The organism is Aeromicrobium sp. Leaf272 (assembly GCF_001422865.1).
Lineage (GTDB): Bacteria > Actinomycetota > Actinomycetes > Propionibacteriales > Nocardioidaceae > Aeromicrobium.
On sequence record NZ_LMMY01000009.1, the window covers coordinates 18,888 to 42,690 of the forward strand.

Sequence of the window (23,803 nt, forward strand, 5' to 3'; positions counted from 1 at the left end):
AGCCCTCCTCCATCGCCTGGACCTGTCCACGGCGGGAGTTGAGGTCGCCGATCACGTCGCCCATGTAGTCCTCGGGCGTCGTGACCTCGACGGCGAACATCGGCTCGAGCAGAGCCGGGTCGGCCTTGCGTGCGGCCTCCTTGAAGGCCATGTTGCCGGCCAGCTTGAACGCCAGCTCGCTGGAGTCGACGTCGTGGTACGCGCCGTCCTCCAGGGTGAACTTGACGTCGACCATGGGGTAGCCGGCGAGCACGCCGAACTCCATGGCTGCCTGACCGCCGGCGTCGACCGAGGGGATGTACTCCTTCGGCACGCGACCACCGGTGACCTCGTTGTGGAACTCGTAGCCGCCCTCGCCGCCCGCGTCGGGGCCGTTGGGGGCCACGCCGATGACGACCTTGGCGAACTGTCCGGAACCACCGGTCTGCTTCTTGTGGGTGTAGCTGTGCCCGGTGACCGTCTTCTTGATGGTCTCGCGGTACGCGACCTGCGGCTTGCCGACGTTGGCCTCGACCTTGAACTCGCGCTTCATGCGGTCCACGAGGATGTCGAGGTGGAGCTCGCCCATGCCGGCGATGATCGTCTGTCCGGTCTCCTCGTCGGTGTGGACCTGGAACGTCGGGTCCTCCTCGGCGAGCTTCTGGATGGCGACGCCGAGCTTCTCCTGGTCGCTCTTGGTCTTGGGCTCGATGGCGACCTGGATGACCGGGTCGGGGAAGGTCATCGACTCGAGCACGATCGGCTTGGCCGAGTCGGCCAGCGTCTCGCCCGTGGTCGTGTCCTTGAGGCCCATGACGGCCACGATCTGGCCGGCGCCGACCGACGCGATCTCCTCACGCTTGTTGGCGTGCATCTGGTAGACCTTGCCGATCCGCTCCTTGCGGCCCTTGGTCACGTTGAGCACCGAGGTGCCCGACTCCAGGCGACCGGAGTACACGCGGACGAAGGTGAGCTTGCCCAGGTGCGGGTCCGTGGCGATCTTGAAGGCCAGGCCGGCGAACGGCGCGTCCTCCGACGGCGGGCGGGTGTCCTCGACGGTCTCGTCCTTGGCGTCGTGGCCCTTGACGTCGCCCACGTCGATCGGGGACGGCAGGAAGTCGACGACGGCGTCGAGCAGGGGCTGCACGCCCTTGTTCTTGAACGCCGTGCCGCACAGCACCGGGTTGAGCTCGGCGGCCAGGGTGGCGCGACGGATCGCGGCCTTCAGCTCGTCGACGGGGATGTCCTCGCCGTCGAGGAACTTCTCGGCGATCGCGTCGTCGACGTCGGAGAGCGTCTCCAGGAGGGCCTCGCGACCCTCGGCGGCGGCGTCGGCGAGCTCGGCCGGGATCTCCTCGACCGTGTAGTCCTCACCGATCGTCGTCTCGCCGCGCCACGTGAGGGCACGCATGCCGACGAGGTCGACGACGCCGAGGAAGTCGCTCTCGGCACCGATGGGCAGCTGCAGGACCAGCGGCGTGGCGCCGAGGCGCTCGCGGATGGTCTTGACGCAGAAGTCGAACGAGGCGCCCGTGCGGTCGAGCTTGTTGACGAAGCACATGCGCGGCACGCCGTACTTGTCGGCCTGGCGCCACACGGTCTCGGACTGCGGCTCGACACCGGCGACACCGTCGAACACGGCGACGGCACCGTCGAGGACGCGCAGCGAGCGCTCGACCTCGACCGTGAAGTCGACGTGACCGGGGGTGTCGATGATGTTGATCTGGTGGTCCTTCCACCAGCAGGTCGTCGCGGCGGACGTGATGGTGATGCCGCGCTCCTGCTCCTGCTCCATCCAGTCCATGGTGGCGCCGCCGTCGTGGACCTCACCGATCTTGTAGGTGATGCCGGTGTAGAACAGGATCCGCTCGGTGGTGGTGGTCTTGCCGGCGTCGATGTGCGCCATGATGCCGATGTTGCGGACCCGGGTCAGGTCGGTGGTGATGTCGGTTGCCACGTGGCTTCAGCTTTCCTTCGGAAGTCTTGGATGTTCTGTCGCCGGAGCACCGGGGTGCTCCGGCGAACCGGCTACCAGCGGTAGTGGGCGAAGGCGCGGTTGGCCTCTGCCATCTTGTGCGTGTCCTCGCGCTTCTTGACGCTGCCGCCGAGGCCATTGCTGGCGTCGAGGAGCTCGTTCATGAGGCGCTCGGCCATCGTCTTCTCGCGACGCTCGCTCGAGTACTTGACCAGCCAGCGCAGGGCGAGGGTGGTCTGGCGGGCGGGGCGGACCTCGATCGGGACCTGGTAGGTCGCACCGCCGACACGACGGGACTTGACCTCGAGGGCGGGCTTGACGTTGTCGAGCGCGCGCTTGAGGGTGACGACCGGGTCGGTGCCGGACTTGTCGCGGGTGCCCTCGAGCGCGGTGTAGACGATGCGCTGGGCGGTCTGCTTCTTGCCGTCGACGAGGATCTTGTTGATCAGCATCGTGACGAGCTGGTTGTTGTAGACCGGGTCGGTCTCGGGGATGCGCTTCGGCGCGGGACCCTTGCGAGGCATTAGCTCTTCTCCTTCTTCGCGCCGTAGCGGCTGCGAGCCTGCTTGCGACCCTTGACACCCTGGGTGTCGAGGGAGCCGCGAACGATCTTGTAGCGCACACCCGGGAGGTCCTTCACACGACCGCCACGCACGAGCACGATGGAGTGCTCCTGGAGGTTGTGGCCCTCACCGGGGATGTACGCGGTGACCTCGGTACCGGAAGACAGACGCACACGAGCGACCTTGCGAAGCGCCGAGTTCGGCTTCTTCGGGGTCGTGGTGTAGACGCGGGTGCAGACACCGCGGCGCTGGGGCGAGCCCTTGAGTGCCGGCGTGGTGGTCTTGGTCACCTTGGTCTGGCGGCCCTTGCGGACCAGCTGGTTGATCGTGGGCACTACGGACTTCTTTCTTCAGGCGAGAAGGACTCTGAGTCGTGCTGCACTCGCCGCCGAACTGGTGCTGGGTGGCGGGATGCGCGCAGCGGCCTGGCAGATCCAGGCACAGCACTCAACAGTACCTTCCCGCACAACGCCCGAGCAAATCGCGGAGTTCCCGCGGCCGGGCTGTTCCGGACGGGTCTCGTCCTGCGGCTGCGTCGGCTCGGACTCGTCCTGCGGCTGCGCTGCCTCGGCGCCGAGCCGGGTCAGGCTCCGAAACGCCTCGAACGGGGAGCCGACCGGGCCGGCGGGGCCACCACCGGGCAGTGAAAGGTAGGTGGGCCGCGCCACGCGAGGGGTGGAGGTAGGCCGCCCGCGGATGGCGGGCCCGTATCCGCGGGCGGCCTACCTCCCGGGGCGGCTGAAGCGCGGGCCACCTACCGCGCGGGGCCCGGAGCGGGCGCACCCGGATCGGCGCGCACCCAGGTCCCTCGTCGAGGCCTCCGGGGCGCAGGTCCGCGGCGAGGCGCGGCGGCGCAGCCGCAGGACGGGACGAAGCCGGGCGGCGCAGCCTCGGGACGAGACCTACTCCCCCGGCGCGAGCAGCTCGGTCAGGTGGATTGCCGGCACGTCGGCCAGGTCGTCGAGCTGGGTGCGGCAGGAGAAGCCGTCGGCCAGGACGACCGCGCCCTCCCCCATCGCGCGGACGGCGGGCATCAGCTGCTGCTCGGCGACCGCCACCGACACCTCGTAGTGGCCGCGCTCGACCCCGAAGTTGCCGGCCAGGCCGCAGCAGCCCGACAGCCTCGTGACCGTGGCCCCGGTCCGGCCGAGCAGGTCCATGTCGGCCTCGAAGCCGAGCACCGACGACTGGTGGCAGTGCGGCTGGACGACGACCTCGGTGCCCCTGAGGTCCGGCGGCTCCCAGCCGTCGGTCCGCGCCAGCAGCTCGGCCACGGTGTGCACGCCTGCCGCGACCTCGACGGCCCGCGGGTCGTCGGTCAGCTCCACGGCGTCGGACCGCAGGACGGCGAGGCACGAGGGCTCGAGACCGACCACCGGCACGCCGGCGGCGACGTACTCGTGCAGCACGGCCACGGTGCGCTCGACGAGCTCGCGGGCGGTGTCGAGCTGGCCGGTCGTGATCCACGTGAGCCCGCAGCAGGACTGCTTCTGCACGACCTCGACCCGGTAGCCGGCGGACTCCAGGAGCCGGACGGCGGCGAGGCCGCCCGACGTGGAGAAGTACTCGGTGAAGGAGTCGGCCCAGATCGCCACGCGCGGTCGCTCGTCGCGGGAGGCCTCGGCCCGAGCGGTGAGCAGCGGTCGCGCCGCCCGGCTGAAGCGCTGCGTGGCGAAGGCAGGCAGGCTGCGACGCTGGTCGACGCCCGCCACCCAGCGCGCCACGTGGGCGAGTCCGGGCACGCGCAGCGCGAGGTTCGCCAGGCGAGCCACCGGAGAGGTGAGCCGCGCCCAGAACGGCAGCTTGCCGAGCACGTAGTGGCTGCGGGGACGGACCCGCCCCCGGTAGGTCTGGTGCAGCACCTCGGACTTGTAGGTGGCCATGTCGATGCCGGTGGGGCAGTCGTTCAGGCAGCCCTTGCAGGAGAGGCAGAGGTCGAGCGCCTCGTGCACCTCGGGAGCGCGGTAGCCGCCGGTGACGAGACGACCGTCGACCATCTCCTGCAGCACACGGGCGCGGCCACGGGTGGAGTCCTTCTCGTCGCGGGTGGCCTGGAACGAGGGGCACATGACGCCGTTCGACGTCCGGTTGTCGGCCAGGCACTTGCCGACGCCGGTGCAGCGGTGCACGGCGGCACCCAGGTCGCCGTCGTCGTGCAGCAGGCGCAGGCCGCGACGGGTGCCCTGGAGGCCCGCGGCCCAGCCCTTGCCCTGCGCGCGTAGATCGGCATCCAGGGCGCGCACGCCCGGCAGGGGTGCCGGGACTCCGCGGCCATGGGGGGCGGCGGACGGCACAGGATCGGGGTCGACGAGGACGCCGGGGTTGAGCAGGTCGTCGGGGTCGAGCACGTGCTTGACCCCGCGGAAGAGCGCGAGCGCCGGGGCGGAGTACATGAGCGGCAGCAGCTCCGAGCGGGCCCGGCCGTCGCCGTGCTCGCCCGAGAAGGAGCCGCCGTGCGACGCGGTCAGGCGGGCGGCGTCCTCGATGAAGGCCCGGTACCCGGCCGGACCACCGGGCTCGGAGATCGGGAAGTCGATCCGCACGTGCACGCAGCCGTCGCCGAGGTGGCCGTACGGCTCGCCGTGCAGGTCGTGCTGCTGGAGCAGGGCGTCGAAGTCGCGCAGGTAGGCGCCGACGCTCGCGGGCGGCACGGCGGCGTCCTCCCAGCCGGAGAGCGCGGGACGGTCCCAGATGCGTGAGGCGAGACCGGCGCCCTCCTCGCGGATCCGCCAGAACGCCGCCTGCTCGGCCACCGACGTCACGTGGCGGTGCGCCAGCGCGGCCGAGTCGGCCACGACGCGGTCGGCCTGGGCCGCGAGCTCGGCGGGGTCGTCTCCGGCCAGCTCCACGTAGAGGAAGCCGCCGCCACGGGGGTACTCGGGCACGCCCGCGGCACCCTTGGCGGCCCGGTAGACCTCGATGATCCGGGCGCCCAGGCCCTCGCAGGCGATCGGACCGTGCGGAAGCATGGTGGGCACGTCGTCCCCGGCCTCGGCCATCGACCCGTAGCCCAGCACGACGAGGTGCACGTGGCGCGGCGTGGCCACGAGGTCGACGGTGGCACCGAGCAGCACGCCGAGCGTGCCCTCGGACCCGGCCATGAAGGACGCGACGTCGAAGCCCCGCTCGGGCAGCAGGTGCTCGAGGCTGTAGCCGGAGACCTGGCGGCCGAAGCGGCCGAGCTCGGTGCGCACGGTCGCGAGGTCGGTCGCGACGACGTCGCGCAGCCGGTCCAGGGTGGACGACGTCGCGGTGACGTCACGGCCCACCACCAGGCGCTCCCCCGTCCCCGTGGCGAGGTCCAGCGCGGCCACGTTGTCGGAGCTGCGGCCGTACCCGAGGGCACGGTTGCCGCACGCGTTGTTGCCGATCATGCCGCCGATCGTGCAGCGGGTGTGCGTGGACGGGTCGGGCCCGAAGCGCAGGCCCTGCGGCGCCGCGACCTTCTGCAGCGCAGCGTGCACCACACCCGGGTCGACCCGTGCGACCCGCCGCTCGGCGTCGACCTCGTGCACCCGGTTGAGGTGCTTGGCGAAGTCGACCACGATCCCGGTGCCGACGGCGTTGCCGGCGATGGAGGTGCCGGCGCCGCGGGACGTGACGGGCACCCCGGTGGCGCGCGACGCGTCGAGGACGGCGAGCACCTCGTCGACCTCGCGCGGCCGCACGACCACCTGCGGCACGACGCGGTAGAGCGAGGCGTCGGTGCTGTAGAGCGCACGCGTGGTGGTCGAGTCGTCGACGTCGGCGACGCCGCGGCGGCGCAGCTCGGCCACCACGTCGGTCGCGGAGGCGCTCCCGGCCGTCGGCGGCGCCTCGAGGCTCACCACAGCTCGAGCGAGGCGTCGAGGATCCCCGCGACGTCGTCCTCGGTGACCTCGCGCGGGGCCGTGGCGAGGAGGCGCTGCTGCTTCATGGCGCCCTCGACGAGCGGGTCGAGGTCGGCGGCGCCGAACCCGACGGCGGCGAGGCCGGCGGGGATGCCGACGTCGCGCATGACCGCCGTGAGAACCTGCGGCAGCAGGTCGGCCGGGTCGTCGGTCATGACGGCGTCGGGGTCGAGCAGCCGGGCGGCGCGCACGTGGCGGTCGGGGGCGGCGTCGAAGGTGAACCGGAACGCGGCGGGTGCGGTGAGGGAGACCGCCATGCCGTGCGGCACCAGGCCGGCGTGGCCGGAGGCGCCGTCGTCGGCCGGGTAGTGGTCGGGACGGAACTCGCGGACCTGTCCGGCGATCGGGTAGGCGTTCGCGTGCGGGATGTGCACGCCCGCGTTGCCGAACCCGAGCCCGGCGAAGGTGGCGGCCGTGGCCACCTGCGTGCGCGCCTCGAGGTCGCCGCCGTGGGTCACGGCGCGGCGGAAGGACGTGGCCATGAGGGCGAGCGCGCGCTCGGACCAGACGTCGGAGATCGGGTTGGAGCCGCAGTAGGGCACCCGCTGGTCGGCGGTCTTGGCCTCGTAGGACGCGTAGGGCCGAGCCGTGTAGCTCTCCAGCGCGTGGCACAGGATGTCGAGCCCGGACGCGGCGGTCACGTTCGCCGGCTGGGTCAGGGTCAGCTCGGGGTCCACGACGGCCAGGGTCGGCCGCAGCCGGGGGTGGGAGATGCCGGTCTTGACGTGCTGGCTCACCACGTCGAGGACGCAGATGGTCGTGCTCTCGCTGCCCGTCCCGGTCGTGGTCGGCACGGCCACGAGGGGAAGCAGCGGGTTGGCCGGGGCGCGACCGCCGCCGACGGGGGCGTTCACGTAGTCCATGAGCTCGCCGTCGTTGGTCAGCATCAGGTCGACGGCCTTGGCGGTGTCGATGCTGCTGCCGCCACCGACCGCGAGCACGGCGTCGAACGGGCCGTTCTCGCGGGCGAAGGCGATGGCCTCGAGCAGGCTCGCGTCGGTGGGCTCCACCCGACTCCGGTCGAAGGTCACGACGTCGATCCCGTCGCGACCGACGCGCTCGGCGATCTCGGCGGGCGCCCCGGTGGCGGCCACGCCGGGGTCGGTCACGAGCAGCACCCGCCGCGCGCCCAGCACGGCAAGGTCGTGGCCGAGCTCGTGGCGCGCGCCGACGCCCAGCTTGAGGCCGGGAGCACCGTAGGTGAAGACGGTCTCGGGATGGTCGGGGGTGAACCCGCTCGCACCGTGGCTCATGTCCGCTCCTGCCGGCCGGGATCCGATGATCGGGAGATGTCGTCCGACAGTAGCATGCTACTGACGACGAACGAGGCGGTCCGCGTCCTCCAGGCCGCGACGTCGACCTCCGGGTCCAGCTGGCGCGCGAGCAGCTCGGCGGTGTGCACGAGGTGGTCGCGCATGAGCACCGCCGCGCTCCGGACGTCACCGGCGACGACCGCCTCGACGATGGGCGTGTGCTCCTCGAGGATCTCCTGCGCACCACGCGACCGGTGCAGGGTCACCGCGCCTCGCGCCTGGATGGAGGCGCGCAGCGCCAGCACCTCCTCCCCCAGCCTGCTGTTGCCGCTCACCGCGTGCAGGGCGGCGTGCAGGGCCCGGTCGTGGCCATCGAACGCCTGCTCGTCCCCGTCCCGGGCCGCCTGCTCCATCGCCGCCAGGTGACCCTCCAGAGCGGCGCACTGGTCGGCGTCGGCGTGCCGTGCGGCGAACGCGGCGGCGGGGACCTCCAGCAGCAGGCGCAGGTCGAAGACCTCCAGCACGTCCTGCACCGTGACGCCCCGGACCCGGAGCCCCCGGTTGCGCTCGACCGTGACGAGCCCGGCGTCGGCCAGGCGGAGCACGGCCTCGCGCACGGGGGTGCGGGAGACCTCGAGCTCGTCGGCGAGCCGGTAGATCGAGTGCTGGGACCCCGGAGCCATCCGACCGGTCAGGATCTCCTCCCGCAGGCGGGCGAACACCCGCTCGGCGGTCGTCGTGCGGGCGGTCATCGCGTCGCCTCCTCGCCCCGTGTCCGGACCTGACGCGCCAACCTACCGCGCCTGCGTCGACCTGGGAGGCGCACCGTTGTGCGCCTGCGGCAGGATGGAACGGACCGGTTCGCGCTCCGGACCGGTCGAGGCACGCCCCCGCACCGGGCTCGACCCAGCCCCGAGGAGACCCATGAGACGGACCGCGACCCTGCTCGCCCTCGTCGGCGTGCTCACCCTCGGCGCGTGCGAGACCCGGTCCCAGTCCGACGTCGACCCGAGTGCCGACCCGAGCGCCCAGGCCTCTGCCGCCGTCGACGTCACCGAGCACGAGTCCGGCCCGCAGAGCCCGATCTCCTACGGGCTGGAGGTGCCCTCCGGCGCCGCGCAGCTCGGCCCGCTCGTGCGCTACCGCAGCCCCGCACTCATCCAGGCCTACCAGCCGCAGCTCGACGCGGCCGAGGCCCAGAGGGAGGCGGCCGAGGCCGACGGCGACGAGGACGCCTCCGAGGCACCGGAGCCCACGCCGAGCGAGAGCGAGACGCCCGCGACGCGCCCCAGCGACGACACGTTCGCCCTCATCGACGACGCACCTCGCCCCGACGTCACGATCTCGCTGCTGCGCGTCGACGGGGACCCGACGCTCGTGCTGCGGCGGCTGATCGCCCAGGTCAACGCCGTCATCCCCGATGCCAACCTCGTCGAGGACGACCTCTCGCAGTTCTGCAGGGCCGAGGGCAAGCGGATCACCGGCTGCACGGTCTCCGCGCGCGGCGCCACCGCCGACGACCGCGACATCCGCATCACCATCACCGCCGACCCCGGCGACGTGGCCACCCGCACCGCGTACCCGGCCAGCGACCGCCGCCCCGTCATGACCGTGCGCGCCGAGTACCTGGGCGATCCCCGCAGTGGTCAGCTGGAGCCCCGCGCCTCCTCGGCCGAGGTCCCCCGCGACGTCGAGGGCGAGGACCGGTCCGGGCTCATCTGGCCGAGCATGGACGTCGAGGCCGAGGGCAGCGAACCCCTGCTCGACGGACGCTGGACCGTCCCGTCCACGGGGACCCTCCTGCTGAGCGGCGACCGACCGCGCTTCGCGGCCGTCGTGGCCGACCGGGTGCGCGAGGCCGACGCGATCGCCGAGGACTTCGCGGCCAGCGTCGGGACGCCCACCAAGGACGTGGTGGAGGACCTCAACGAGATCAGCACGACGTACTCGGCGCGCGGCGAGGACGGGAGCCGCGCCCGCGCGACCTTCGTGCTGTCGGCCCGCGGGAGCTACGCGATGCTCTTCTACACGCCCGCGCCCGCCAAGCCCTGATCGTCCCGGCTCGCTACCGACACCGCCCGCTACCGGTACTGGTCGAGGTGGTCGAGCGCGTGCTGGACGGCGGGCAGCAGCCGGCGTTCTCCGTCGTCGACGTGGTCGAGCGGGAGCCAGGCCGCGACGTCGGCGGTGCCGTCGACCTCGACGACCCGAGGCGCGGGCAGCGGTCGGCCGGGCCCTGCCCCCTCGACGGTGACGGCGTACAGCAGGTGGACGCCGTGGTAGTCCTCGAACCGGTCGTCGCGCCCCGGCGCCACGGTGTGCACGTCGTGGACGTCGACCAGGCGGCTGGTGGTCGCGGCGAGACCCGTCTCCTCGTGCAGCTCGCGCAGCACGGCGTCGTGCGGCGACTCCCCGTGCTCGACGCCGCCGCCGGGCAGCGCCCACCACCCCGCGGGGTAGCCGGACGGCGAGACCCGCGTCAGCAGCAGGTGCGGCACGCCGCGCTCGTCGTCGACGACCACGACCGCATAGGCACCCAGTCGCTGCGTGCGACGCGCGTCCTGGCTGCTCGTCATCGGCTCCCCCTTGCCCGCTCCACTAGAGTTCATCCACGATGAGCGCTCTCGACCCGTTGCCCGTGACGACCGCTGCCCCCAAGGAGCGTGTCGCCTACCTCGACAACGCACGGTACTGGGTGATGCTGCTCGTCGTGATCGGGCACTCCCTGACGCAGTTCGTGGCCATGGACTCGGCGCGCGGCGTGTACGTGTGGATCTACGCGTTCCACATGCCGTTCTTCATCCTGATCTCCGGGTACACCGCGCGCCGGTACATGGGCGACGCCCGCCAGGTGCGGCGGATCGTCAGCACCCTCGTCGTCCCGTACCTGATCGTCGAGATCTCGATGCAGATGATCACGCGCCACTACACCGACGAGCCGGACCCCTACATGTTCCTCTCGCCCCAGTGGCTGGCCTGGTTCATGGCGGCGCTGTTCGTGTGGCGGCTGACCACCCCGATCTGGCGGGCGCTGAAGTACCCCATCACGACGTCGATCGCCATCTCGCTCCTCGTCGGGCTCATCGAGGTGCCGAACGTGCTCGCGCTGCCGAAGATCCTGGGGTTCCTGCCCTTCTACGTGATCGGGCTGCACATGAGTCGCGAGCGCTTCGAGCGGCTGGCCGACACCCGCATCCGCATCGCGTCGGCGCTGCTGCTCGCCGGCAGCTTCGTGGTCTGCTACCTGTACTCGGCCGACTGGACGCTCGACTGGCTGCTCTGGAAGCAGCGCTACGACGAGGACCCGTTGGGCGCCACCCCGCTCGAGGGGATCACGCAGCGCGCCGAGCTGTTGGTGGTGGGCCTCGTGCTCACGTTCGCGGCCCTCTCGCTCGTGCCGCGTCGACGCTCGTGGACGACGTTCATGGGCAGCCGCACCTTCTACTGCTACCTCCTGCACGGCTACATCATCCTGGTCCTGCGGTACCAGTTCGAGGTCTTCGACCGGATCGACCGGTACGGCGCCCCCGCCGCGGCCCTCACGATGGTGGTGGCCGTCGTGGTGGCCAACCTGCTGATGACCAAGCTCGTCTCCACCGTCTTCCGACCGGTCTTCGAGCCGCGCCTGACCTGGTTGTTCCGTCCCGAGGCGGACGCGAAGCCGGCCGAGAAGAAGGCGGCCACGGCGGGCTGAGTCGGCGCGCTGCCGGCGGTAGGTCTCGACCTGCGTGGGCGCTGCCTGCGCGGATCCGGTCCAGGCGTCGGGGTGACGCAGGATGCTGCGTCCCCCGAGGCCCGACGACAGCCCGAGAGCTCGACGAAGGTCCCGCCCCGCCGCCCGGTCGAGGCTCTTTCGGAGACCGCGCCGAGCGCTGGCCGAGGCAGCGCACCAGGAAGGTCGCGACCCCCTGCGAGAGCGCACCGGTGGGTCGGACGAAGGGCGACAGCGCACCACCACGTCGTCCGCCCGAACGCCGACGGCCCCGGACCGTGAGGTCCGGGGCCGTCGGGGTGTCAGTCGCTCAGGACTCGTACGACGTGAAGTCGTAGTCGTCGAGCTGGACGGGCTGGCCGTCGGCGGAGCCGAAGCCGTAGTCGTAGGACTCGTAGCCCGTGACGGCGTACGCCGCCTGGCGTGCCTCCTCGGTGGGCTCGACCCGGATGTTGCGGTACCGGTCGAGACCGGTGCCTGCCGGGATGAGCTTGCCGATGATGATGTTCTCCTTCAGGCCACGCAACGAGTCCGACTTGCCGTGGATCGCCGCGTCGGTGAGGACGCGGGTCGTCTCCTGGAAGGAGGCGGCCGACAGCCACGACTCGACGGCCAGCGAGGCCTTCGTGATGCCCATCAGCACCGGACGACCCGAGGCCGGGGTGCCGCCCTCGGCGACGACCCGACGGTTCTCGGACTCGAACGTCGCACGATCGGCCAGGTCACCGGGGATCAGGTTGGAGTCACCCTGCTCGATGACCGTCACCCGACGCAGCATCTGCCGCACGATGATCTCGATGTGCTTGTCGTGGATCGCCACGCCCTGGCTGCGGTAGACCTCCTGGACCTCGTCCACGAGGTGCTCCTGCGCCCGACGGACACCGAGGATGCGCAGGACCTCCTGCGGGTCCGGCGTGCCGTGCGTGAGCTGGTCGCCGACCTCGACGTGGGAGCCGTCCTCGATGAGCAGGCGCGAGCGCTTGCTGACCGGGTACTCCTGCTCCTCGGACCCGTCGTCGGGGACGACGACGAGCTTGCGGGTCTTGTCGGTGTCGTCGATGCGCACCCGTCCGGCCGACTCCGTGATGGGAGCGCGACCCTTGGGCTGGCGTGCCTCGAACAGCTCGACCACGCGCGGCAGACCGTGCGTGATGTCGTCACCGGCCACACCACCGGTGTGGAAGGTACGCATGGTCAGCTGCGTGCCGGGCTCACCGATCGACTGGGCGGCGATGGTGCCGACCGCCTCGCCGATGTCGACGAGCTTGCCGGTGGCCAGCGAACGGCCGTAGCACTTGGCGCAGGTACCGGCCGCCGCCTCGCACGTGAGCACCGTGCGGACCCGGATGGACTCCACACCGGCCACGACGAGCTGGCTGATCTCGACGTCGCCGAGGTCGCCACCGGCCTCCACGAGCACCTCGCCCGTCTCCGGGTGCGTGATCTGGGTGGCCGCGCTGCGCGAGTACGCCGAGGTCTCGACGTTCTCGGCGGGCACGAACGTGCCGTCGTCCAGGCGGGTCGCGATCACCTTGGGCAGACCGCGCTCGGTGCCGCAGTCCTCCTCGCGGATGATCACGTCCTGGCTGACGTCGACGAGTCGACGCGTCAGGTAGCCGGAGTCGGCCGTGCGCAGGGCGGTGTCGGCCAGGCCCTTGCGGGCACCGTGCGTCGCGATGAAGTACTCGACGACGCTCAGGCCCTCACGGAAGTTGGCCTTGATCGGGCGCGGGATGATCTCGCCCTTCGGGTTGGCCACGAGGCCACGCATGGCGGCGATCTGACGCACCTGCATCATGTTGCCTCGTGCGCCCGAGTGGACCATCATCCAGATCGGGTTGTCGGCGTCGGCCGTGAACTTCTTCTCCATCTCGCTGGAGACCTCGGCCGTGGCCTGGGTCCAGATCTCGATGAGCTCCTGGCGCCGCTCGTCCTCGGTGATGAGACCGCGGTCGAACTGCTGCTGGACCTTGGCAGCCTGACCCTCGTACTTGGTGAGGATCTCCTGCTTGTTCTCCGGCGTGACGACGTCCTCGATGGAGATGGTGACGCCCGAGCGCGTGGCCCAGTGGAAACCGGTCTCCTTGAGGTTGTCGAGCGCGACGCCCACGTCGATCTTGCTGTAGCGCTCGGCGAGGTCGTTGACGATGACCCCGAGCTCCTTCTTGCCGACCTGGTAGTTCACGTACGCGTAGTCGTCCGGCAGCGCCTGGTTGAAGATGGCGCGACCCAGCGTGGTCTCGCGCGACTCGACCGTTCCGTCGACGCCCGGGATGCGGATGCGCACCTTGCTCTGCAGGGTGATCTCGTGGCGGTCGAACGCCATGACCGCCTCGGAGACCGAGCTGAACGCACGACCCTCGCCCACGTGCCCCTCACGCTCGAGCGTGAGGAAGTACAGGCCGATGATCATGTCCTGGGTCGGCATGGTGACCGGGCGGCCGTCGGACGGCTTCAGGATGTTGTTCGTGCTCAGCATGAGGATGCGGGCCTCGGCCTGCGCCTCGGCGCTCAGCGGCAGGTGCACGGCCATCTGGTCACCGTCGAAGTCGGCGTTGAAGGCCGAGCAGACGAGCGGGTGGATCTGGATGGCCTTGCCCTCGATGAGCTGCGGCTCGAACGCCTGGATGCCCAGACGGTGCAGGGTGGGTGCACGGTTGAGCAGCACGGGGTGCTCGGTGATGACCTCCTCGAGCACGTCCCAGACCTCGGCCCGGACTCCGCGCTCGACCATGCGCTTGGCGCTCTTGATGTTCTGCGCGTGGTTGAGGTCGACGAGACGCTTCATGACGAACGGCTTGAACAGCTCGATCGCCATCTGCTTGGGCAGACCGCACTGGTGCAGCTTGAGCTGCGGGCCGACCACGATGACCGAACGGCCGGAGTAGTCGACGCGCTTGCCGAGCAGGTTCTGACGGAACCGACCCTGCTTGCCCTTGAGCATGTCCGAGATGGACTTGAGCGGACGGTTGCCCGGTCCCGTGACGGGACGGCCACGACGGCCGTTGTCGAACAGCGAGTCGACGGCCTCCTGCAGCATCCGCTTCTCGTTGTTGACGATGATCTCGGGCGCGCCGAGGTCGAGCAGTCGCTTGAGACGGTTGTTGCGGTTGATGACGCGGCGGTACAGGTCGTTGAGATCGCTCGTCGCGAAGCGGCCACCGTCGAGCTGGACCATCGGGCGCAGCTCCGGCGGGATCACCGGGACGGCGTCGAGGACCATGCCCTCGGGGTGGTTGCTGCTGCCGAGGAACGCGGAGACGACCTTGAGGCGCTTGAGCGCACGGGTCTTCTTCTGGCCCTTGCCGGTGGCGATGATCTCGCGCAGCGACTCGGCCTCGGCGTCGAGGTCGAACGACTGCAGGCGCTTCTGGATGGCGGCGGCGCCCATGTACCCCTCGAAGTACGCACCGAAGCGGTACGTCATCTCGCGGTAGAGCATCTCGTCGCCCTCGAGGTCCTGGACCTTGAGGTTCTTGAAGCGGTCCCAGACCTCGTTCAGGCGGTCGATCTCGCGCTGGATGCGGTCACGACGCTGCTTGGCCTCACGCTCGGCGGCGTCCTTGACCTTGCGCTTGGCGTCGGCCTTGGCACCCTCGGCCTCGAGGGCCTTGAGGTCCTCCTCGAGCTTCTGCAGACGCTCGTTGACCTCGTTGTCGCGACGGGTCTCGAGCTGCTCGACCTCGAGGCCGATCTTCGACTCCAGGGACGACAGGTCGCGGTGACGCGCGTCCTCGTCGACGCGGGTGATCATGTAGGCCGCGAAGTAGATGACCTTCTCGAGGTCCTTCGGGGCGAGGTCGAGCAGGTAGCCCAGACGGCTGGGAACACCCTTGAAGTACCAGATGTGGGTGACGGGAGCGGCGAGCTCGATGTGGCCCATGCGCTCGCGACGGACCTTCGAACGGGTCACCTCGACGCCGCAGCGCTCGCAGATGATGCCCTTGAAGCGCACGCGCTTGTACTTGCCGCAGTAGCACTCCCAGTCCCGGGTGGGACCGAAGATCTTCTCGCAGAAGAGGCCGTCACGCTCAGGCTTGAGCGTGCGGTAGTTGATCGTCTCAGGCTTCTTGACCTCGCCGAACGACCACTGACGGATGTCGTCCGCGGTGGCGAGGCCGATCTTGAGCTGATCGAAGAAGTTCACGTCGAGCACGTTGTCTTCTTTCCCTTACGTTTCGAAAGTTCTGTGTAGAGCGGGGAGTGAGGGTGGGGCGCCGCCGAGGCGGCGCCCCAGGGGCTCACACTTCTTCGACGCTGGAGGGCTCGCGACGCGACAGGTCGATGCCGAGCTCCTCGGCGGCGCGGAAGAGGTCTTCCTCCGCGTCGCGCATCTCGACCCTCGAGCCGTCGGCCGAGAGGACCTCGACGTTCAGGCACAGCGACTGCATCTCCTTGACGAGCACCTTGAAGGACTCCGGGATGCCGGGCTCGGGCACGTTCTCGCCCTTGACGATGGCCTCGTAGACCTTGACGCGGCCCACGATGTCGTCGGACTTGATCGTCAGGAGCTCCTGCAGCGCGTACGCGGCACCGTAGGCCTCGAGGGCCCAGACCTCCATCTCACCGAAGCGCTGGCCACCGAACTGGGCCTTACCGCCGAGCGGCTGCTGGGTGATCATCGAGTACGGACCGGTCGAGCGGGCGTGGATCTTGTCGTCGACCAGGTGGTGCAGCTTCAGGATGTACATGTAGCCGACGCTGATCGGGTCGGGGAACTTCTCGCCGGTACGACCGTCGAAGAGCACCGCCTTGCCGTCGGGGCCGACCATGCGCTCGCCGTCGCGGTTGGGCAGGGTCGAGGCGAGCAGGCCCTGGATCTCGTCCTCGCGGGCACCGTCGAAGACGGGCGTCGCGATGTTGGAGTTCGAGGGTGCCCGGTCGGCGCCGATGGCGCGCAGCCGGTCGGCCCACTCGTCCTTCATGTCCTTGATGTCCCAGCCGGCCTTGGCGACCCACCCGAGGTGGATCTCCAGCACCTGGCCGACGTTCATGCGGCCGGGCACGCCCAGCGGGTTCAGCACGATGTCGACCGGCGTCCCGTCCTCGAGGAACGGCATGTCCTCGATGGGCAGGATCTTGGAGATGACGCCCTTGTTGCCGTGACGTCCGGCCAGCTTGTCGCCGTCGGAGATCTTGCGCTTCTGCGCCACGTACACGCGCACCAGCTGGTTCACGCCGGGGCTCAGCTCGTCGCCGTCGGCCGCGTCGAACACGCGGACGCCGATGACGGTGCCGGACTCGCCGTGGGGCACCTTGAGCGACGTGTCGCGGACCTCGCGCGCCTTCTCGCCGAAGATGGCGCGCAGCAGGCGCTCCTCCGGCGTCAGCTCGGTCTCGCCCTTGGGCGTGACCTTGCCGACGAGGATGTCGCCGTTGCCGACCTCGGCGCCGATGCGGATGATGCCGCGCTCGTCGAGGTCGGCCAGCATCTCCTCGCTGACGTTCGGGATGTCGCGGGTGATCTCCTCCGGGCCCAGCTTGGTGTCGCGCGCGTCGACCTCGTGCTCCTCGATGTGGATCGAGGTGAGCAGGTCGTCCTGCACGACGCGCTGGCTGAGGATGATCGCGTCCTCGTAGTTGTGGCCCTGCCAGGGCATGAAGGCCACGAGCAGGTTGGTGCCCAGGGCCATCTCGCCCTCGTCGGTGCACGGACCGTCGGCCAGCGGGGTGCCGACCTCGACGCGCTGGCCCTCGGCGACGAGGGGGCGCTGGTTCGTGCAGGTGCCGTGGTTGGAGCGGCGGAACTTGGCCAGGCGGTACGTGGTGTACGTGCCCTCGTCCTCCATGATCTCGACCATGTCGGCCGAGACCTCCTTGACCACACCCGCCTTCTTGGCGATCGTGACGTCGCCGGCGTCGACGGCGGCACGGAACTCCATGCCGGTACCGACGAGCGGGGCGTCGTTGCGCACCAGCGGCACGGCCTGACGCTGCATGTTGGCGCCCATGAGCGCGCGGTTGGCGTCGTCGTGCTCGAGGAACGGGATCAGCGCGGTCGCGACCGACACCATCTGGCGCGGCGAGACGTCCATGTAGTCGACGTCGCCGGCGGGGCGCAGCTCGGCCTCGCCACCGCGCTGGCGCACCAGCACGGCGTCGTCGACGAACGTGCTGTCGTCGGTGAGCGGCGAGTTCGCCTGGGCGATGATGTAGCGGTCCTCGTCCGTGGCGGTCAGGTAGTCGATCTGCTCGGTGACCGTGCCGTCGACGACCTTGCGGTACGGCGACTCGATGAAGCCGAACGCGTTGATCCGACCGTAGGAGGCGAGCGAGCCGATGAGGCCGATGTTCGGGCCTTCCGGCGTCTCGATCGGGCACATGCGGCCGTAGTGCGACGGGTGGACGTCGCGGACCTCGTAGCCGGCGCGCTCACGCGACAGACCACCCGGGCCGAGGGCGTTCAGACGACGCTTGTGCGTCAGGCCCGCCAGCGGGTTGTTCTGGTCCATGAACTGCGACAGCTGGCTCGTGCCGAAGAACTCCTTCAGCGCCGCCACGACCGGACGGATGTTGATGAGCGTCTGCGGCGTGATGGCCTCGACGTCCTGGGTGGTCATGCGCTCGCGCACGACGCGCTCCATGCGGGCCAGGCCCGTGCGGAGCTGGTTCTGGATCAGCTCGCCGACCGTGCGGATGCGACGGTTGCCGAAGTGGTCGATGTCGTCGGCCTCGACGATCGTGGAGCCCACGGGCGTCTCGAGCTCGGTCTCGCCGGCGTGCAGCGCCACCACGTACTTGATGGTCGCGACGACGTCGTCGATCGTCAGCGTCTGCTGGTCGAAGGCCTCGTCCGCACCCAGCTTCTTGTTGACCTTGTGACGACCGACCTTCGCGAGGTCGTACCGCTTCGTGTTGAAGTAGTAGTTGTCGAGCAGGTTCTGGGCGGCCTCGCGCGACGGCGGCTCGCCCGGACGCAGCTTGCGGTAGATGTCGAGCAGCGCCTCGTCCTGGGTCTGGACGTTGTCCTTCTCCAGCGTGAGGCGGATCGACTCGTACTGGCCGAACTCCTCGAGGATCTGCGCCTCGGTGAAGCCGAGGGCCTTGAGCAGCACGGTGACGCTCTGCTTGCGCTTGCGGTCCAGACGGACGCCGACGAGGTCGCGCTTGTCGACCTCGAACTCCAGCCAGGCGCCACGCGACGGGATGACCTTCGCGGTGTAGATGTCCTTGTCGGACGTCTTGTCGGGCGTGCGCTCGAAGTAGACGCCCGGCGAGCGGACGAGCTGGCTGACGACGACACGCTCGGTGCCGTTGATGACGAAGGTGCCCTTGCCGGTCATGAGCGGGAACTCACCCATGAAGACGGTCTGGCTCTTGATCTCGCCGGTCTCGTTGTTCATGAACTCGGCGGTCACGAACAGCGGGGCGGCGTAGGTGACGTCGCGGTCCTTGCAGTCCTCCACCGAGTACTTCGGCGGCTCGAACCGGTGGTCGCGGAACGACAGGCTCATCGTCTCGGAGAAGTCCTCGATGGGCGAGATCTCCTCGAAGATCTCCTCCAGACCGGACTTCGTGGAGATGTCGGTGCGGCCGGCAGCGAGGGATGCCTCGACCTCGGCCTTCCACTTCTCGCTGCCGATCAGCCAGTCGAAGCTGTCGGTCTGCAGGGCCAGGAGCTCGGGAACCTCGAGCGGTTCGGAGATCTTGGCGAAGGAGATGCGGCGGGGGGCGTTCTTGTCCCCGGTGTTCTGGACAGGTGCGGCGGCGGTGCGCGAGGCGGCCAAGAGGGGTCCTTCCAAAGGCTCGCAAAGGGGTGTCACGTGATGGACTGCGCGCATGACTGACGCCCCCAGTCAAGGGGCAACGAGGGCGACGAGGTGGGCGCGAAGAATCAGTCTAGCCCCCGGGCCCACACGCACGCAAGCCTGGTCCTTGACAAGACGGCCGGTATGGTTCAGAGTATTCGGCCGCTCGTACGGGGAGCAGCGTGTTGGGACTGCAATGCCAGTGATTCTCGAGGACCCCAGGCGCCCGGTCGGCACCGGGCGAAGCACCGTCGCCCGCGGGCGGGCGTCGGTTCAGAGGGCCTGGATGTCGTCGACGAGCCAGCGGCCGTCGCGCTCGACCATGGTGAGCTCGACACGGTTGCCGAAGACCGTCGGCACCTGCGACCCGTCGGCGAGCCGAGCCTGGTCGACGAAGAGCAGGACCTTCGCCTCGCTGCGCGTGCAGTCGTCTCCGCACGGCAGCGCAGCGGAGTCGCGGGTCGTGGCCTCGACCTGGATCTTGCGCTGCGGAGCCAGGTCGTTGAGGGCCGGCGAGATGGTCTCGAAGTCCTTCGCGAACGAGGGCGTCATGACGTCCTTGGAGTCCTCGAGGTACTGGTCGAGCTGGTCGTAGCGATACGTGAAGATCGTCTCCGCCGCGGACGCCGCGGTCTCGGCCGCCTCCTCGTGGGCGCCGTCCACGCCGTGCGTCTGGCGCCACTCGACGACGCCCCGGTACCCGAAGAACGCGCCGAACACGAGCGAGGCCACCACCATGGCGAGCAGCAGGACCCGCCCGAGCGGCGGGCGGCCACGCGGACCGCTCGGCTCCACCGGAGCGGCCGACGTGGTCTCCGACGTGCCCTCCCCGTCGGTGGCCGCGGCTGCGGCGGCGCGATCCTGACGACGCGCGACACGCGGAGCCACGCGCGGCGCGGCGACACGGTCCTCGTCGTGGTCCTGGTCCGCGCCGGTCCCGACCTGCGCGGCGTCGGCGGCGCCGGTGTCGCGGTCGTCGGTCGGGGTCGCCTCGGGTGCAGCAGGACCCGTGGTCGACTCCTCGACGGGCGTGGCCGGCTCCTCGCGCGGGGTCGAGCCGGGCGTCGACGTCGGAGGCGTGCCGGGACGCGCGACAGGCTTCTTGACGACCTTCTTGGCCGGTCCGGGGCGGGGCGCGTCGCTCGGCTTGCTCTCGCCGGCGATGCGGCGGCGCCTGGAGGGTCCGTCGTGGGTGCTCACTGGTCGGCCTCCGGCGTCTCCTGGGGCTCCGCGCCGGCGCTCGGGGTGGCGCTCGGCGCCGGGGTGGCGCCGCCGTCGGTGCCGGGCTCGCCCGTGGTGGCGTCGAGCGGCACGACGGTCTCGAACTGGCTCACGAGCCAGTCGTCGCCGCTGCGCGTGAGCGTGACCTTCCAGCGGAAGCGACGCTGCACGGCTGCCTCGTCGGCCGACGTCGTGATCGAGGCGTCGACGGCGACGATGGCCACGGCCGAGTCGTCGTCGATGCTGTCGACGGCGACCCCGAGCACGTTGGCGGCGCCGCTCTTCTGGTCCTTGGACTCGAGGGCTCCGAAGACGGCGCCGGTGATCCGCTCGAACTCGGTGTAGTAGCCCGGCGTCAGCAGCGGCTTCATCCGCTTCTGGTAGTCCGCGAGGTCGGCCACGTCGTAGGTGTTGTACACCGTGGCGAAGTCGTTGACCCGCGCCGCGACGGCGGAACGGTCGGAGTCCTCGCCGCCGTCGCCGATCACCCGCGGCACCACCAGGCCCGCGGCCCCCACGAGCACGCCGAGGACGGCGAGCACGACGAGGATGCGGGAGGAGCGGTGCGCGGTCAGCTGGTCGCCGGTCCGAGCAGGAGCCACTTCCACGAGTCCTTTCCGGCGGCGTCCGCCCCGGTCCCCACGGCGGCCCGGTCACGGTTGATGACGGTCTTGTCGGGCCCGCGCGGGACCTTGTCCTTGACGATACAGCCGGCCTCAAGGTCGAACTGCATGTCGTACAGCTCCTGCGGCTCGCGCCGCGGGCGCTGGCCGTTGTCGTCCTCGTCGCACGGCTTGATCGCGGCCGGGTCGGCCGGGTTGGTGATGACCAGGCCGAACGTGGCGTCGAACTCGCCCTCGGCCTGCTTGGCCGGGGCGACCACGCTGAACGAGCCCTCGAGCAGGTACGGGTAGAGGATCGCCAGCACGCGCAGCGACTTGGCGTTGCGTGCGAGCGGCTCGGTGGCCGAGCGCAGGTCGGCGAAGATCGTCTGCAGCTGCGCTGCGTTCTCCTCCACGACGTCGTTGACGAGCGCCGCGCTCGGCGCGCCCTCGTCGACCAGACGTCGCAGGTCCGGGTCCGCGTCGACCAGCGTGTCCGAGAGCAGAGCGAGGTTCTCGGCGAACGTCGCGAGCTGGGGCTGCTTGTCGATCTGGGTCTGCAGGACTCCCGAGGAGTTGCGGATGAGGCTCTGGGTCACGCCGAGGTTCTCCTGGGCGGCCTCGATGAACTCCGACGACGTGTCGAGGATGCGCTCCAGGTCGGGCGCGGTCCCCTCGAAGGCGGCGCCGAGCTCGTCGACCACGGTCTTGAGGCTGCCGGTGTCGATGCTGGAGACCAGCGAGTTCAGGTTGAGCAGCAGCGTCGTGGTGGAGATCGGGATGTTCGTGTCCGACCGCGGGATGACGGTGCCGGCCTTGAGGTACGGGGCCTGGTTGGAGCGCGGCGACAGGTCGACGTACTGCTCGCCGATGGCCGACTTGTTGGCCACGGTGGCGACCACGTCGTCGGAGATCTTGGGGGCGCTCTTCTCGATGTCGAGGATCACGTCCACGCCGTCGTCGGTGAACTTCAGCTGCTTGACCTTGCCGACCGCGATGCCGCGGTAGGTCACCTCGGCGCCGGCGAAGATACCGCCGGAGTCGGCGAAGTCGGCCGTGACCGGGAAGGTCCGGTCGACGAAGAGCCGGTCGAGCTGGGCGTACTTGCCGCCGACGAAGGTCGCACCGACCGCCACGATGATGGCGAAGATGACGAGCTGGATCTTGGTGAGCCTGGTGATCATCGCGACACCACCGGTCCGAGCACGAGCCGGCCGACGTCCTCGGTCTGCTCCGCCATCAGCTGGCTCGTGGTGGTGACCCGGCAGTTGCCGAGCAGCGCGCAGATGCCGCTCCCACCGGATCCGCCCTGGCTCGAGCCGCCCCCGCCCGAGCTGCTCGACCCCGCGGACGGCGAGGCACTGGGCCTCGGCGTGGTGCCGGTGAGCGAGCCGAGGCCACCGTCGGTGGGCAGCGACGTGAGGCCCTCGACCAGGTCGACGAGCTGGCCCGCCGGGTCCGTCGCGGTCTCGCCCTCGGCGGGCGCCTCGGCGGTGGCCCCGGCCGGGACGAGCGTGTTGCCGAGCGACAGCAGGCCCTCGATCAGGCTCGTGAGCTGGTTGGTGTTGAGCGACAGGTTGATGTCGAGGTTCATGAAGTCGCCGTAGCAGGCGCCGTCGGCCACGTCCTGACGGACGGTCGCATCGTTCTGCGTGGAGGCGTCGTCGGGGTTGTAGGCCGTGCAGGGGTTGCTCGCACGGGCGGGGCTGCCGCCGACGATCGCGTCGGTGAACGGGAAGCTGAAGATCAGCTGGCTCGCGGTCGCGAGGTCGTCACCGGCGTTCGCCAGCTCGCGCAGCGTCGGCTCGAGGTCGCGCAGCACCGCGAGCGTGTCGTCCTTCGACCGGCGGATGACCCCGGTCGCGGTGTCGCTGAGCCGGTCGAGCGAGGTGAGCAGGCCGACGAGGTCGTCGCGCTGGGCGTTCAGCACCCGCAGGGCCTCGGGCAGGTCGTCGAGTGCGGCGGTGATGGCGCCCTCCTGGTCCTGCGTGGCCCGGGCGAGGTTGTCGACCTTCTCGAGCGCGGTGAGGATGTCGGCCTTGTTGTCGTCGAGCTGACCGACGAACGTCGTGGTGCTCTGCAGGAGCTGCTTGATCTCCGGCTCGTTGCCGTCGAGCGTCTTGTTGAGCTCCTTGACGATGGTGTTGGTCTTCTCGAGCCCGCCGCCGTTGAGCAGCAGCGAGGCAGCGCCCAGCACCTCCTCGATGTCGGGGTTGCGTCCCGAGCGGTCGAGCGGGATGCGGTCGCCGTTGCCGAGCTGGCCCACACCGCCGGTGGTCGGCGGGGCGAGCGAGACGAACTTCTCGCCCAGCAGGCTCGTCTGACGGATCTGGGCCTCGGCGTTGTCGGGCAGCTCCACGTCGCGGTTGATCTTGAGCGTGGCGGTGGCCGTCCAGCCGTCGAGCCGGATCTTGGTGACCTTGCCGACCGCGATGTCGTCGACCCGGACGGCGCTCTGGGGCACCAGGTCGAGGACGTCGCGGAACTGCACCGTGACGGTGTACGGGTCGGACCCGAGGTCCGCGCCGCCGGGCAGCGGGAGCTCGTAGGGCGAGAACGAGCAGCCCGAGAGCAGCACGGCGCTCGCCGCGCCGGCGGCCACGGTCCGCCAGGGGCGTCGTCGCGTGGAGGTGTTCACGGTCCGGGTGCTCATCGGTCCACCGCCAGCATCTGGGAGAGGGACGTGTCGGTGCGGTCCGGCGACGTGGGCTCGGCCACCGCCGCGTTCGCCACTGCGGCCCGTGGGAGCGGGAGCCCGCCGATGATCGGCGAGACGATCCCGTCGAGGATCGGTCCGAGCACGTCCTCGCAGGGTCCGTTGAGGTCGATCGGCAGCTGCTCGCTGAGGTTGCAGAGGAGG

15 protein-coding genes and 1 pseudogene are annotated in these 23,803 nt (G+C 70.3%); 2 read left to right on the forward strand and 14 right to left on the reverse strand.

The window, feature by feature from the left end; translation table 11 throughout:
• From fusA to ASF38_RS01650, 6 genes and pseudogenes are all read right to left on the reverse strand, one after another.
• A pseudogene (fusA, locus tag ASF38_RS01625) lies at nt 1-1,936 on the reverse strand (elongation factor G); the annotation flags it as partial.
• 71 nt (nt 1,937-2,007) lie between these two features.
• Entirely contained in the window at nt 2,008-2,478 is a 471-nt protein-coding gene (rpsG, locus tag ASF38_RS01630) for a 30S ribosomal protein S7 (RefSeq protein WP_055964258.1), read from the reverse strand.
• Nucleotides 2,478-2,852 carry a 30S ribosomal protein S12 gene (rpsL, locus tag ASF38_RS01635; protein ID WP_055964255.1) on the reverse strand — a complete coding sequence of 125 codons (375 nt, stop codon included), beginning with the start codon at nt 2,850-2,852 and terminating at the stop codon, nt 2,478-2,480. The genes rpsG and rpsL overlap by 1 nt, the downstream gene beginning before the upstream one ends.
• Before the next feature lie 567 nt (nt 2,853-3,419).
• On the reverse strand, nt 3,420-6,347 hold the full coding sequence (locus tag ASF38_RS01640) for an FAD-binding and (Fe-S)-binding domain-containing protein (protein ID WP_235497342.1): 2,928 nt from the start codon (nt 6,345-6,347) through the stop codon (nt 3,420-3,422).
• Complete coding sequence (locus tag ASF38_RS01645) at nt 6,341-7,660, reverse strand: hydroxyacid-oxoacid transhydrogenase (protein WP_055964252.1); 1,320 nt, start codon at nt 7,658-7,660, stop codon at nt 6,341-6,343. The genes ASF38_RS01640 and ASF38_RS01645 overlap by 7 nt, the downstream gene beginning before the upstream one ends.
• Nucleotides 7,657-8,412, reverse strand: a complete 756-nt coding sequence (locus tag ASF38_RS01650; protein ID WP_056573259.1) for a GntR family transcriptional regulator — start codon at nt 8,410-8,412, stop codon at nt 7,657-7,659. The genes ASF38_RS01645 and ASF38_RS01650 overlap by 4 nt, the downstream gene beginning before the upstream one ends.
• A gap of 172 nt (nt 8,413-8,584) precedes the next feature.
• On the opposite strand from ASF38_RS01650, the gene ASF38_RS01655 reads away from it, so the two are divergent.
• Nucleotides 8,585-9,712: a hypothetical protein gene (locus ASF38_RS01655; RefSeq protein ID WP_056573262.1), complete on the forward strand. Its 1,128-nt coding sequence runs from the start codon at nt 8,585-8,587 to the stop codon at nt 9,710-9,712.
• A gap of 29 nt (nt 9,713-9,741) precedes the next feature.
• Here ASF38_RS01655 and ASF38_RS01660 read toward each other — a convergent pair whose 3' ends face one another.
• Nucleotides 9,742-10,236 (reverse strand): NUDIX domain-containing protein, encoded by a 495-nt coding sequence (locus ASF38_RS01660; protein WP_056573264.1) that lies wholly within the window; start codon nt 10,234-10,236, stop codon nt 9,742-9,744.
• A 38-nt stretch (nt 10,237-10,274) separates the two neighbouring features.
• On the opposite strand from ASF38_RS01660, the gene ASF38_RS01665 reads away from it, so the two are divergent.
• The gene (locus tag ASF38_RS01665; RefSeq protein WP_082480227.1) at nt 10,275-11,354 is read left to right on the forward strand and encodes an acyltransferase family protein; all 1,080 of its coding nucleotides are present in this window, start codon (nt 10,275-10,277) and stop codon (nt 11,352-11,354) included.
• 328 nt (nt 11,355-11,682) lie between these two features.
• On the opposite strand, the gene ASF38_RS01670 is transcribed toward ASF38_RS01665, so the two are convergent.
• The 7 genes from ASF38_RS01670 to ASF38_RS17765 all read right to left on the reverse strand — a co-directional run.
• Nucleotides 11,683-15,528, reverse strand: a complete 3,846-nt coding sequence (locus ASF38_RS01670) for a DNA-directed RNA polymerase subunit beta' (protein ID WP_055964235.1) — start codon at nt 15,526-15,528, stop codon at nt 11,683-11,685.
• Nucleotides 15,529-15,613: 85 nt separating this feature from the next.
• On the reverse strand, nt 15,614-19,099 hold the full coding sequence (rpoB, locus tag ASF38_RS01675) for a DNA-directed RNA polymerase subunit beta (protein ID WP_055964232.1): 3,486 nt from the start codon (nt 19,097-19,099) through the stop codon (nt 15,614-15,616).
• Between the two features lie 294 nt (nt 19,100-19,393).
• On the reverse strand, nt 19,394-20,320 hold the full coding sequence (locus ASF38_RS01680; RefSeq protein WP_056555862.1) for a hypothetical protein: 927 nt from the start codon (nt 20,318-20,320) through the stop codon (nt 19,394-19,396).
• Complete coding sequence (locus ASF38_RS01685; RefSeq protein WP_055964226.1) at nt 20,317-20,943, reverse strand: hypothetical protein; 627 nt, start codon at nt 20,941-20,943, stop codon at nt 20,317-20,319. Before ASF38_RS01685 ends, ASF38_RS01680 begins: the two co-directional genes overlap by 4 nt.
• A complete protein-coding gene (locus ASF38_RS01690) occupies nt 20,913-22,127 on the reverse strand; it encodes an MCE family protein (protein WP_055964224.1) in 1,215 nt (404 codons plus the stop codon). The genes ASF38_RS01685 and ASF38_RS01690 overlap by 31 nt, the downstream gene beginning before the upstream one ends.
• The gene (locus ASF38_RS01695) at nt 22,124-23,596 is read right to left on the reverse strand and encodes an MCE family protein (RefSeq protein ID WP_056555865.1); all 1,473 of its coding nucleotides are present in this window, start codon (nt 23,594-23,596) and stop codon (nt 22,124-22,126) included. Before ASF38_RS01695 ends, ASF38_RS01690 begins: the two co-directional genes overlap by 4 nt.
• Nucleotides 23,593-23,803, reverse strand: a 211-nt coding sequence (locus ASF38_RS17765) for a hypothetical protein (RefSeq protein ID WP_162237277.1), incomplete at its 5' end; no start/stop codon positions are given. The genes ASF38_RS17765 and ASF38_RS01695, both read right to left, overlap by 4 nt.